Origin of the sequence: Pedobacter zeaxanthinifaciens (assembly GCF_003313335.1) — a bacterium.
Taxonomy (GTDB): domain Bacteria; phylum Bacteroidota; class Bacteroidia; order Sphingobacteriales; family Sphingobacteriaceae; genus Pedobacter; species Pedobacter zeaxanthinifaciens.
In genome coordinates, this window is sequence record NZ_QMHP01000010.1 from 153,200 (window position 1) to 165,312 (window position 12,113).

Below are 12,113 nucleotides of genomic sequence, written 5' to 3' on the forward strand. Positions count from 1 at the left end.
TAATTAATATTAACAATATAACATTTTTTTACTGCTGCTTAACCTACCGAAGCTAACTAAGCTTACTTTTTACTATTTCGCCTATCAATTTTCCTTCAGCTTTACCAGCAAGTTGCTTATTAGCCAAGCCCATTACTTTGCCCATTTCCTTAACCGAAGCTGCTCCGCTTTCGGCAATAATAGCATCAATTATCGCTTCTACTTCGCTTCTATCCAATTGTTTAGGTAAATATTGGGTAATCACGTCTATTTCTTCCTGCTCTACTTGGTATAAATCTTCTCTACCTTGTGATTTGTAAATATCTGCTGATTCTTTACGCTGTTTAACCAACTTCTGTAAAATCTTTATTTCAGCATCTTCATTAATTTCTTCTGTTTGACCTTTTTCAGTTTTAGCTAAAAGGATGGCTGCTTTTATTGCCCGTAAACCCCTTAGTTTAACTTGATCTTTAGCCAACATAGCTTGTTTGATCTCTTGATCTATATTTGTTGATATCATTTTTATAAATTTTATTTTTTTACTCGGTTAAATGGTTAATTGTTTGCCTATCCGGTTAACCAAATCAAAAGTTTGTAAGGTTTTAATTGCTGCACTGTAACCGATTCCAACAGTTTAAACAGTTAACCAAACCCAATCTAATCTCTCTTCACAATTGTTGCAGCAGCTTGCGCCGTTGGCATAATCAACATCTCGTTGATGTTTACATGGGCGGGCCTGCTTACTGCATACCATATCGCATCTGCAATATCTTGCGCAATTAACGGTTCAAAGCCATCGTAAACTTTTTTTGCACGGTTTTCATCTCCTTTAAATCGTACGATGGAGAATTCGGTTTCTACCATTCCTGGGTGTATTGCCGTAACTTTAATGCCATGCGGTAGCAAATCTATGCGCATTCCTTTGCTTAATGCATCAACAGCATGTTTGGTAGCACAATAAACATTACCATTAGGATAAACCTCCTTACCTGCAATTGATCCAATGTTGATGATATGGCCGTGCTTTTTTTCAACCATCCAGCTAGATACTACCTTACTTACATAAAGCAATCCTTTTACGTTGGTGTCAATCATCGTATCCCAGTCATCGGTATCACCTTTGTCTATAGGATCTAAGCCCTGACTTAAACCAGCATTGTTCACCAATACATCAATTTCTTTCCACTCTGCAGGCAAGGTATCCAATACATAATTGATATTTTCCTTGTCTCGCACATCAGCCTGAATGGTTTTTATTTTCACCTGATACTTATCTGTAAGTTGTTGCGCCTGTGAAAGCAAAAGGTTTTCTCTACGGGCTATTAAAATTAACTGATAGCCTTGCGCTGCGAAGGTGTCAGCACAAGCTGCTCCAATACCAGATGTTGCTCCTGTAATTAATGCTATTTTGGCCATTAGGTATAAAAACTTTTAGCACAAAGTTATACTTTTTCTTAAAAGCGGCTTACTCGAAAAACAAGCTGAAAGTAAAATTCCTTAAAATAGCCTTCTCAATTGGCGTTGCATAAGGATGATTTTCATGCTTGATCACATCAGTAAAAGAATGCGATATTTTTATTTCTGGGGACATTTTGAAATACTCAAAATATAAATCAAAACCGATACCTGCCTCATACGAAGCGTAGTTTTTTTTGTTTTTAAGCACTTTATTAATCAATGCTTTATCGGCATCATCTGTTTTTTTGCCAGATGCTAAATCCATGGAATACTTTGTACCAAGCAGTATGTATGCTCTAAAATCTCTTCGCCTATCTGATTTGAGTTTTAGCGTCAACGGCAAATCAATCATTGTTGCCGCTATTTTTTGCTGAATACTAGAAAACGTTGTGTTATATACTGCAGGCTGTTGATATTCATAATTGACCAAGCGGTCGTCAAAAACCAACGTAGGTGTAGTTCTTAAATCCAGATTTTTATTGATCTTTTTATTAAGCACAAAACCAATCCCAAAACCTGTGGAGAGTGGTGAGCTAATTGAATTCAGTGGATCTGTAATTGGCTTGTTGTTGTTTTCGTAATCCAAAAAAACCTCTCGCCAATTGGCCGCCCTGGTAAGTTTATACTCAGAAGCTATGTATTGAAAAGTAAACCCCCAATTAAAATCTTCTTGATCAATACCACCGCCCCAATTTTGCGCTTTTGAGCTTAAAAAGACGAAAGAAAAGAAAGCAATTAGTAGTGTTTGTTTCATTTAATACCTGTGTAGATGGCACTTATACCAAACGTAAGCGATCTGTGTTTGGTATTTTTGTAGCCAACTTTTTCCATTAGGGCAGTAAAATTACTACCATCAGGGAATGCTTGCACAGATTCCTCCAAGTAAGCATAAGCTTTTTTATCTTTCGAAAAAAGACCACCAAAAAACGGTGTAGCATATTTGAAATAGAAATGATATAGCTGTTTGATGGGGAAATTACGTGGCTTAGAGAATTCTAAAATTACCACTTTGCCTCCCGGCTTAAGCACACGAAGCATATCTGTAAGCCCTTTTTCTAAATTCTCATAATTACGTACGCCAAAAGCAACGGTGATGGCGTCAAAGGTATTATCCTCGAAGTGCAATCCTTCAGAATCTCCCAGTTGTACGGAGAAAACCTGCGATAAATTACGCTCGTTAATTTTCTTTTTTGCTACTTCCAACATACCAGCTGAAATATCAACCCCAATAATTTGCCTTGGTCTTAATATTTTAATGGATTCAAAAGCGAAATCCCCGGTACCGGTAGCCACATCTAAAATTTTTTGTGGTTGATCCTTTAAAAGTTCCTTAATGGCTTTTTTACGCCAAATGATATCAATACCTAAAGATAAAAAATGATTCAAAAAATCGTAGGTTCCAGAGATGTTATTGAACATGCTGGCTACTTGCTCTTTCTTAGTTTCAGGACCTGAATAAGGAGTAATTTGTGGATTCATATACGAGTTCAAAGATAAGTTTAATTGCTGAATTGTTAAATTGTTTAAATATAGATTGATCACATTAGCAAGAAAATGATGCTGTACTGGCAATTGTAAAAACAGCAACCTTATTGTACTGCGTTATTCATCTTCCAAAAACCCAGATGGCGATTTAAACATTAAAACTTTGCTACCTTAACAACGCTTTGCGTACCTTTGCCCTATGGTTATAAAATCAGCAACGTTTGTAGTTAGTAACACCAAAGTATCCGCACTTCCGGAGGCAAACATGCCCGAATACGCATTTATCGGTCGTTCTAACGTAGGCAAATCATCACTAATTAATAAGCTTGTTAACCAAAATGGTTTAGCAAAAACCTCTCAAAAACCAGGTAAAACGCAATTGATCAATCATTTTTTAATAAACGAAAAATGGTACATTGTAGATTTACCCGGCTATGGTTATGCAAAGGTTTCTAAAACCAGCAGAGAAAAATGGGAAAAGTTTATTAGGGCTTATTTAACCAAAAGGGAAAACTTGCAGTGTGTTTTTGTGCTAATTGACAGCAGACTAGAACCGCAAAAAATTGATTTGGAGTTCTGCTGCTGGCTTGGCGAATGCGGTATCCCATTTGCCTTAATTTACACAAAAGCTGATAAGCAAAGTGGTGTAAAAACTGACCAAAACGTGTCTAAGTTTCACAAGTCGTTAAAGAATTGGTTTGAAGAAATCCCTCCATTTTTCGTAACATCATCAGAAACTGGACTTGGTAGAGAAAAGATATTGGAGTTTATACGACAAGTTAATGAGGATTTTGTAATGCCAATTATCGAAAAACCTAACAATAACACGCAAACATCTTAATATTCTACACGAAGGTTTAACATGAAAAAATTCTTCTCGTTAGTTTTATTCGCTCACTCCATATTTGCCATGCCATTTGCCTTCATTGGCTTTTTTCTTGGCGTTACCCACTCTACCCAACCGTTTAACTGGTACCTTTTACTGGCAGTAGTATTATGCATGGTATTTGCTAGAAATGCCGCAATGGCGTTTAATAGATATTTAGATAGGGATATTGATGCCAAAAACCCACGCACCGTAACTAGGGACATACCTGCTGGAAGAGTATCAGCCAATGAGGCGCTTACCTTTGTGATTGTAAACTGCCTATTGTTTGTAACAACTACCTATTTCATTAACCAGTTGTGCTTTTACCTATCGCCAGTTGCCATTTTTGTGGTTCTTTTTTATAGCTACACGAAAAGATTTACGGCGCTTTGCCACTTAGTTTTGGGCTTGGGCTTAGGTTTAGCGCCAATAGGAGCTTACATTGCCGTAACTGGCCAGTTTGCCGTAATTCCAGTGCTATATTCTTTTGCAGTGCTATTTTGGGTTAGCGGATTTGACATCATCTACGCGTTGCAAGATGAAGAATTCGACCGATCGGAGAAACTACATTCGATTCCCCAAGCTTTAGGTCGCAAAAATGCCCTGCAACTATCATCAGTGTTGCATGTATTTTCAGCTGCTTGTGTAATAGCGCCACTTTATTTCGGCTCATTTGGATGGCCGTATGGTGTAGGCGTGGTATTTTTTTGCAGCATGCTGATCTATCAACATCGTTTAGTTAAACCAAATGATATCAGCAAAGTAGATAGGGCTTTTGCAACAACCAATGGCTACGCATCAGTGGTATTTGCATTATGCTTTTTGTTAGACGTTTTCTTGCGAAGCAGATAATCAAATGAATTAATGCCGAACTAACAGTAATGTTGGTTGATTAAATTACAGTAGCCAAACTGTACTTACACAGGCAACCTGTGCATTTCAATATCATCCGGACTAACGAAAATCAACGGCACTTTCTCTACGTCAACATAGCTTGAATCCAAACCAAAACTAGTTACTTCAGATAAGCTCAACTTTTTAAGAATCATGTAATAATCCATGATGGTTTCTTCGTAGAAGCTCAAATTAGTGAACTTGCTTAAAGTTTTTTCAAGTAAAACGAACCTGAAATCTCCAGCTATTTTATGTTTATTTAAAGAAGTATACTGACTAGTAATATCCACCTCGCCGTTTTTCACCAACTCCTCTACCACTTTCCTGTAAAGTAGGTTTACACGCTGTTCAATCCTAAATCCAAGTTTAAAATCAATACGGATTAGCTTTCCAGGAATTAAGAACTCCACTTTATAATCCATAGTGTAAGGTTCATCCATTACATCAACGTGCACCAACCAATACACATCAGCTCTTTTTGGCTCCTTTTGTATGATGGAATATATGATTTTAGATTCGATTTCTGTTTTAAAGTTAGCGCTGGTTAAGTAAACCAATTGAGACGAATATTTTGGAACCGATGTATCGTTACTTAGCTCTGTAATAATATCGTAGTAATCTTCAATCTCAACATATTTTACAAATCTATTTTTGATTTTTCTGGCCGCATACCAAGTCCACATTACGCTTAACAGCACCATGCTAATCATTAAAGTTACCCAACCACCGTGGATGAATTTAGCCATATTACCAACCAAGAAAGCTACTTCGATACCAGTGTATACAATTACAAAAAGCACAATCAAATACATTGGAAATTTCTTCCTCAACATGTAAACAGCCACCAAAACGGTAGTCATCAAGAAAGTTAAGTTGATCGCCAATCCATAAGCACCCTCCATGTTATCAGATCGTTGGAAGGCAAGTACGATGATGATACACCCTACGCAAAGTAGCCAATTGATTGATGGCACATACAACTGTCCTTTTTGCACACTAGGATAATTGATGCGCACTTTTGGCCATAGGTTTAACCTTACAGCTTCGGAAATTAGCGTAAACGAGCCAGAGATCATTGCCTGTGAAGCTATTACTGCCGCTGTGGTGGCTAAAATCACCAGGTACAGCACTAAATTTTCAGGAACTAACTGGAAAAAAGGATTAGATAATTCATCGTGTGGATTATAACCTTGTGCGTTTTTCAACACCCAAACTCCTTGCCCTAAATAGTTAAGGATTAGCATTGATTTAACGAAAACCCAGCTAACGCGAATATTATTTTTACCACAATGTCCTAAATCACTGTAAAGCGCTTCGGCACCTGTTGTACAAAGGAAAACTCCTCCTAAAATCAATAAAGCTTGCGGATTTGTAACCAGCAGATGAATGGCGTAGTATGGGCTTAAGGCTTTAAAAATTGATGGATCATGCATTACCTGCAAGAAACCAATTACTCCCAAAGTGGCAAACCAAAAAAACATGATGGGACCAAATAATTTTCCCACCAAATTGGTTCCGAACTGTTGTATGATAAATAAGCCAGCGATAATGGAAATTACAATGGGAATTACCGGTACCTCCGGAAATTTAAGCTTCAAGCCTTCGATAGCAGATGTAACCGTAATACTTGGCGTAATCATACCGTCCGCTAAAAGTGCCGCACCACCAATAATAGCCGGAATTACCAACCATTTGGCTTTTTTACGTACTAAGGAATAGAGCGAAAATATACCACCCTCTCCTTTGTTATCGGCCCTTAAAGTGATGATAACGTACTTAACGGTAGTTTGCAGGGTTAACGTCCAAATGATACACGACAGTGCACCTAGTACGATAGGCTCGTTGACCGATTGACCTGAATCTACAACTGATTTAAATATTGCTTTAAGCGTATATAATGGTGATGTACCTATATCCCCAAAAACGATTCCCAATGTTACTAATAACCCACCGGCAGTAAGGGCATTAGCGTTCTTATGATTTGACACTCAGTATAATTTTGAAGCAAAATTACATAAATATATAGCGGATAAAAATCTATTTCAAAAAATAGCTGTACTTGCTTATAATTAGTGTTCACGAGCAAACGTTTCACCGCGTTTTTTCATACTGGTTCCATTGATTGGATAAACGTTATTTGCTTTAGCCCAAGCTATCCATTTTGCTTCCAGTTCTTTTACTTTTTGAGGATTTTTACTCGCCAGGTTGTTCAATTCGGAACCGTCGTTTTTTAAATTGTAAAGCTCCCACGCTCCCTGATAAGGCAGTTCTTCCGTACTTTTAGACACTAATTTCCATTGATTGTCCAAAATTGCCATATTGCCTTCATGTTCCCAATATAAAGTACGTTGAGGGATGGTTTTACCCATCAACAAGGGCAAAATATCTTGTCCGTTGACCTTGTTAATTGTATTTCCATTATAAATTGTTGGATACTTAACACCCGCTACCGATAAAAAAGTAGGCATCAAATCGATGACATGCGCTGGTTGATTATTATTGAGAATAACCCCTGTATTTTTAATTTGGTTGGGCCAACTTACAATAAACGACGTTTTAATACCACCCTCATAGCTTCTGGTTTTATATTCCTTGTAGGGCGTATTGCTTAAATTTGCCCAGTACCCTCTATAACTTTCGTAACTATTATCAGTACCAATAGTTTCCAAGGCTGGTGTACTTCGACTTAAATATTCGGCACAAGCGCCATTGTCGGACATGAAAACTACAATGGTATTATCGTAAAGTCCTTTTTTCTTCAACATATCGGTAATGCGCCCGACGCCTTTGTCCATACAATCAACCTGTGCTGCATAAATAGCCATCCGTTTTACCCACATCACTCTATCCTTTACGGGGATGTTGTCCCATGACGGAATGGTATCCTTGGGACTCAATTTAATGTCATCGCCTACCAGTCCAAGTTTTTTCTGCCTTTCATAACGTTCTTCGCGGAGTTTATCCCATCCTTTTTCGTACACACTCATATACTTCTTAACATCGGCTTCCTTAGCATGTAGTGGCCAGTGAGGTGCAGTATAAGCCACATACAAGAAAAACGGCGATTTTTTAGTGTTTTGCTGACTAATAAAATGAACTGCCGAGTCGGCAATTGCATCAGTTAAATAAAACCCTTGCTCTATTTTTAGCGGCTTATTACCCGAGGTAAGCGTTTTGGGAGTGAAATAGCTTGCTGAACCCTGCAAAATTCCAAAATATCCATCAAAACCACGCTGCAAAGGCCAGTTGCTTTTATCACCTTTTGGTTTAATATTGGCACAAACATGCCATTTTCCGCTAGCGTAACTTTTGTAACCGGCAGGCTTAAGAGCTTCAGCAATAGTAACGCAATTTTTATTAATCTCTCCTCTGTAGCCGTAGCTATTTTGATCAAACCCGGTCATAAACCCCAAGCCAGTATTATGTGCATACTGCCCGGTCAGTAACGATGCTCTTGTAGGGCAACACCTTCCAGTATTGTAAAACTGTTTTAACCGCACGCCTGATTTGGCTATCGCATCGATGTTTGGAGTTTTGATTTCAGAGCCATAACAAGAAAGGTCAGAATAACCCATGTCATCTGCTAATACAACAACAATATTAGGCTTATTTTGAGCTTTGGCCGAACCAAAAGCTAACATCAGCAAAGCGAGAAAAACTTTTTTCATATTTCGTTTAAAGTAAATCGAAATCAATATACAACAAATCGAAATTTAAAAGAAAACAAATGAAAAATTTTATATTGAAAGTTAGGCTGTTAAATATTGTTAAAAATTAAGTTAGGCCTTCTATTTGTTTAAATTGTTTGTTTATTTATTTATATTTTTGTGGAACATTTAAATGAAGACAACTGCAAGAAAAATAGCGCTCAAAAGCCGTTTAGCATACTTAATTGTAATGCTTGTATTCGGTTGTCTTTCAGTTTTTGGCCAAAAAATAGATTCGAACAAAATTTGGTTAAAACCCAAAGCCAAAGTAGTAAGCAGAATTCCGGTGATAAAAGGTAGCGTACAGCCCTATCGCCCAAGCTATAATGTACTTTCATCAAATAGCGGTAACGGCGAAGCACCTCGTGAAAAAAGCGGAAAAACTTTAACAATTCTAAAAATTTATCCCAACCCGGTGGTGGAACAGTTGAACATCAACTTAAAACTGGAAAAAGAAACCAACCTCTCCATCAAAATTACCGACCTTTTAGGTAACGAAATTGCAACGCTTGCCAACGAAAAAATGCCACATGGTGAACACACCAAAACCTATAACATGCCTGCTAAATTAAACGCCGGGATCTATTTTCTACGCATTGTAGCCGGTGGCGAGCCGCTGATCAGAAGAATATCAGTACTTTAATCAATACTGTATTATCCTCAATCCATCAGCAACTAATTTTATAGAAACGCTTTAGATATAATGCAATTAAATTTACAGCAATAAAGTATATTTTTGTGTTATGAAAATTATTGCAATAGGCAGAAACTACGCCGCACACGCCGCCGAATTAAACAATGCCATCCCAACCAAACCTATCATCTTTTTAAAACCCGATACAGCAGTATTAAAGGACAATAAGCCTTTTTATTTGCCAGATTTCTCCAATGATATCCATTACGAATTGGAGGTAGTACTAAAAATTTGCAAAGAAGGAAAACATATTGCAGAGAAATTTGCTTCTAACTATTATGATGAGATTGGGCTAGGTGTAGATTTTACAGCTAGAGACATTCAAGCGGAACACAAAGAAAAAGGGCTTCCTTGGGAACTCGCTAAAGCGTTTGACAATTCAGCAGTGGTTAGCAATTTCATTCCTAAAAATGAATACGCCAACATGTACGATTTGAAGTTTGAAATGCAAAAAAATGGTGAGACTAAACAATTGGGGCACACTGCAAATTTGTTGTTCTCGTTTGAAAAAATTATAGCCTTTGTTTCACAGTACATCACCTTGAAAAAAGGAGACCTTATTTTTACTGGCACCCCAGAAGGTGTTGGCCAAGTAAATAAAGGCGATCAACTGGAAGCATGGCTTGAGGACAAGCAACTTCTTAACTTCGAAATAAAATAAATTTGATGCGTAACTATATTTTCTACTTTTTACTACTTTTTTCTAGCTCTATTTCTTTAAAAGCACAGCAAATTTTTAGCAACAACAATTATCCTTTAACAGATTTTAGGCCACCGTTGGATATTACCCCACCTGCCCTAGCGGGATCTTTTGGGGAGTTAAGGGCTAACCATTTCCATTCGGGTATCGACTTTCGTACCAATCAGCGGATAGGTTACCCTGTTTATGCACCTGCTGATGGATTCATTTCTAGGCTTCGCGTACAAAACAGCGGATTTGGACTTGCGTTATACATTACCCATCCCAACGGCTATACCACTGTTTATGGGCATTTATCGAGGTTTAATCCTAAAATTGCACAGATTGTAAAAGGTATCCAGTATAAAAATCAATCGTATGAAATTGACGAATTTCCATCAGCAACTTTAATCCCGGTACGAAAAGGCGAAGTAATTGCCTATACTGGTAATACGGGCAGCTCTGGAGGACCACATTTGCACTTCGAAATCAGAGATAGCAAAACAGAAGCAACCATTAATCCTCAATTGCTGGGCATTAGCATCCCCGACAATATCCCTCCGATCATCCATGCAATGTATGTGTATCGTACTAACGGAAAACCTTTTAACGAGTTTACCCCTAAACAATACTTTCAAATTGCTGGTGGCAATGGCAAATACAAAATCAACCAGGTAAACACCATCCATTTAAGTGGCGAGGTTGGGTTTGGAATTGTAGTGAATGATAGGCATAATGGAGCATCCGGAAACAACGGCGTGTATTCCATAGAGTTAATGGTTGATAGCAGCAAAGTTTACACTTCTGCGTTGGAAAAATTCAGTTTTGAAAACAGTAAAGCCATCAATTCACACACTGATTATCCTACTTACCTTCGCACCAAACAAAGCATACAAAAAAGCTTTGTTGATCCAGGAAACCCACTTCAAATTTATTTCAACTTAGTAAATAATGGCCGCGTTGTATTTAACGATGGAAAAACTCACCAGGTAACATATATCATTAGCGATGCCCGAGGTAATAAAAGCACACTATCTTTCAATGTGCTAGCCGATCCTAAAGCAGTAATTAACACGCCAGAAACTCCCGTGGGAACAAGCTTTACCTACAACAGGCAAAATGAATTTAATAAGGACGATGTAAAAGTAGGTTTACCCAAAGGCACGTTATACAACGATTTAAACTTTACCTATAAAAAAACTGCCAAGCCTCAAAGCAATGCATTTTCTGAAGTTCACCAAATTCACAATCCGCTAACGCCTTTGCACACCGGTTTTGAGCTGTGGATTAAACCAGATAGCGCATTGTTAAAATACCAGAACAAAGCGTTAATTGTAAACACCAATCGTTCATCGCAAGGTGGTTATTTTGAAAATGGATGGGTAAAAGCTAAGCCACGCAATTTCGGTAGTTTTTTTGTTGCTATTGATACCATTGCACCTAATATTATCCCTGTAAACGTAGCCAACGGAAAAAACATGTCGGCAGTTAGCAGCATGAAATTTAGAATTAGTGATGGCTTATCGGGCATTAAAAGCTTTAACGGTTATATTGACGGGAAATGGGTTTTAATGGAGTTCGACGCAAAGACTGCCAATCTTTGGCATACATTTGATGAAAGAACAACGAGCGGTAAACACCGATTTGAGCTTGTAGTAGCCGATATGAAAGACAATGTTAAGCGCTACGCCATTGAATTTTACAGATAAGCTTGAAGCTGGAAGACAGAAGTTCAATGACATGAAATATTATTCAAGCATTTTATAACTTTATCACTTAATCATTATCAAACATGAGTACATTACTAGAAGGCGATAAAGCGCCAATGTTTTCTGCCAAAGATCAGAATGGCAACGCAGTTAGCTTAGATCAATTTAAAGGCAAAAAGGTGGTTTTATATTTTTATCCAAAAGATGACACGCCGGGCTGCACAGCCGAAGCTTGCGATTTTAGAGACAATTACCAAGGATTAAAAGCAAAGGGTATTGAGGTGCTTGGCGTAAGCGTTGATGATGAGAAATCGCATCAGAAATTTGTAACTAAACATAGCTTACCTTTTACCCTGTTAGCTGATACCGATAAAAAGATTGTGGAAGACTACGGCGTATGGGCTGAGAAAAATATGTACGGTAAAAAATATATGGGCACCAATAGGACTACTTTTGTAATTGATGAGGAAGGAAATATTGCCCACATTATTAAAAAAGTTGATACAAAAAACTCAACGGCACAGGTTTTAGAACTATTACAGGCGTAAGCGTTAGATCAACCCTAAAAAGAAATCCCTCAGGTTATTTATGGACTGCCCCCAAAAAGTTAGACAAACTTAACAATTAATTATTTAGGATG

The 12,113-nt window shown here is 37.7% G+C and carries 12 protein-coding genes; 6 read left to right on the forward strand and 6 right to left on the reverse strand.

Annotated elements, in window-relative coordinates; translation table 11 throughout:
• Positions 1–52 precede the first annotated feature (52 nt).
• From DUT68_RS15280 to ubiE, 4 genes are all read right to left on the reverse strand, one after another.
• A complete protein-coding gene (locus tag DUT68_RS15280) occupies positions 53–499 on the reverse strand; it encodes a GatB/YqeY domain-containing protein (protein WP_113639084.1) in 447 nt (148 codons plus the stop codon).
• A gap of 137 nt (positions 500–636) precedes the next feature.
• On the reverse strand, positions 637–1,395 hold the full coding sequence (locus DUT68_RS15285) for an SDR family NAD(P)-dependent oxidoreductase (RefSeq protein WP_113639085.1): 759 nt from the start codon (positions 1,393–1,395) through the stop codon (positions 637–639).
• A gap of 49 nt (positions 1,396–1,444) precedes the next feature.
• On the reverse strand, positions 1,445–2,191 hold the full coding sequence (gene porT, locus DUT68_RS15290) for a type IX secretion/gliding motility protein PorT/SprT (protein ID WP_113639086.1): 747 nt from the start codon (positions 2,189–2,191) through the stop codon (positions 1,445–1,447).
• Positions 2,188–2,916: a bifunctional demethylmenaquinone methyltransferase/2-methoxy-6-polyprenyl-1,4-benzoquinol methylase UbiE gene (gene ubiE, locus DUT68_RS15295; protein WP_113639102.1), complete on the reverse strand. Its 729-nt coding sequence runs from the start codon at positions 2,914–2,916 to the stop codon at positions 2,188–2,190. Before ubiE ends, porT begins: the two co-directional genes overlap by 4 nt.
• A 205-nt stretch (positions 2,917–3,121) precedes the next feature.
• Between ubiE and yihA the strand changes: the two genes are divergently transcribed.
• Both yihA and DUT68_RS15305 read left to right on the forward strand, forming a co-directional pair.
• Positions 3,122–3,763, forward strand: coding sequence for a ribosome biogenesis GTP-binding protein YihA/YsxC (yihA, locus tag DUT68_RS15300; protein ID WP_113639087.1), 642 nt, complete (start codon positions 3,122–3,124; stop codon positions 3,761–3,763).
• 21 nt (positions 3,764–3,784) lie between these two features.
• Positions 3,785–4,642, forward strand: a complete 858-nt coding sequence (locus DUT68_RS15305; RefSeq protein WP_113639088.1) for a UbiA-like polyprenyltransferase — start codon at positions 3,785–3,787, stop codon at positions 4,640–4,642.
• Positions 4,643–4,707: 65 nt separating this feature from the next.
• Here the strand turns inward: DUT68_RS15305 and DUT68_RS15310 are convergent, their stop codons facing one another.
• Positions 4,708–6,672 (reverse strand): KUP/HAK/KT family potassium transporter, encoded by a 1,965-nt coding sequence (locus tag DUT68_RS15310; protein WP_113639089.1) that lies wholly within the window; start codon positions 6,670–6,672, stop codon positions 4,708–4,710.
• An 81-nt stretch (positions 6,673–6,753) separates the two neighbouring features.
• Positions 6,754–8,352 (reverse strand): arylsulfatase, encoded by a 1,599-nt coding sequence (locus DUT68_RS15315; protein ID WP_113639090.1) that lies wholly within the window; start codon positions 8,350–8,352, stop codon positions 6,754–6,756.
• Positions 8,353–8,524: 172 nt separating this feature from the next.
• Here DUT68_RS15315 and DUT68_RS15320 point away from each other — a divergent pair, with 172 nt between their 5' ends.
• From DUT68_RS15320 to bcp, 4 genes are all read left to right on the forward strand, one after another.
• Positions 8,525–9,034, forward strand: a complete 510-nt coding sequence (locus tag DUT68_RS15320) for a T9SS type A sorting domain-containing protein (RefSeq protein ID WP_237088352.1) — start codon at positions 8,525–8,527, stop codon at positions 9,032–9,034.
• A 100-nt stretch (positions 9,035–9,134) separates the two neighbouring features.
• Complete coding sequence (locus tag DUT68_RS15325) at positions 9,135–9,746, forward strand: fumarylacetoacetate hydrolase family protein (protein WP_113639091.1); 612 nt, start codon at positions 9,135–9,137, stop codon at positions 9,744–9,746.
• Positions 9,747–9,751: 5 nt separating this feature from the next.
• The gene (locus tag DUT68_RS15330) at positions 9,752–11,473 is read left to right on the forward strand and encodes a M23 family metallopeptidase (RefSeq protein WP_113639092.1); all 1,722 of its coding nucleotides are present in this window, start codon (positions 9,752–9,754) and stop codon (positions 11,471–11,473) included.
• Between the two features lie 83 nt (positions 11,474–11,556).
• On the forward strand, positions 11,557–12,021 hold the full coding sequence (gene bcp, locus DUT68_RS15335) for a thioredoxin-dependent thiol peroxidase (protein WP_113639093.1): 465 nt from the start codon (positions 11,557–11,559) through the stop codon (positions 12,019–12,021).
• Positions 12,022–12,113: the final 92 nt, after the last annotated feature.

Bases quoted from the DNA above. Each gene is read 5' to 3' on its own strand.
- DUT68_RS15280 (WP_113639084.1), bottom strand. From the start codon at position 499: ATGATATCAACAAATATAGATCAAGAGATCAAACAAGCTATGTTGGCT.
- DUT68_RS15285 (WP_113639085.1), bottom strand. From the start codon at position 1,395: ATGGCCAAAATAGCATTAATTACAGGAGCAACATCTGGTATTGGAGCA.
- porT (WP_113639086.1), bottom strand. From the start codon at position 2,191: ATGAAACAAACACTACTAATTGCTTTCTTTTCTTTCGTCTTTTTAAGC.
- ubiE (WP_113639102.1), bottom strand. From the start codon at position 2,916: ATGAATCCACAAATTACTCCTTATTCAGGTCCTGAAACTAAGAAAGAG.
- yihA (WP_113639087.1), top strand. From the start codon at position 3,122: ATGGTTATAAAATCAGCAACGTTTGTAGTTAGTAACACCAAAGTATCC.
- DUT68_RS15305 (WP_113639088.1), top strand. From the start codon at position 3,785: ATGAAAAAATTCTTCTCGTTAGTTTTATTCGCTCACTCCATATTTGCC.
- DUT68_RS15315 (WP_113639090.1), bottom strand. From the start codon at position 8,352: ATGAAAAAAGTTTTTCTCGCTTTGCTGATGTTAGCTTTTGGTTCGGCC.
- DUT68_RS15320 (WP_237088352.1), top strand. From the start codon at position 8,525: ATGAAGACAACTGCAAGAAAAATAGCGCTCAAAAGCCGTTTAGCATAC.
- DUT68_RS15325 (WP_113639091.1), top strand. From the start codon at position 9,135: ATGAAAATTATTGCAATAGGCAGAAACTACGCCGCACACGCCGCCGAA.
- DUT68_RS15330 (WP_113639092.1), top strand. From the start codon at position 9,752: ATGCGTAACTATATTTTCTACTTTTTACTACTTTTTTCTAGCTCTATT.
- bcp (WP_113639093.1), top strand. From the start codon at position 11,557: ATGAGTACATTACTAGAAGGCGATAAAGCGCCAATGTTTTCTGCCAAA.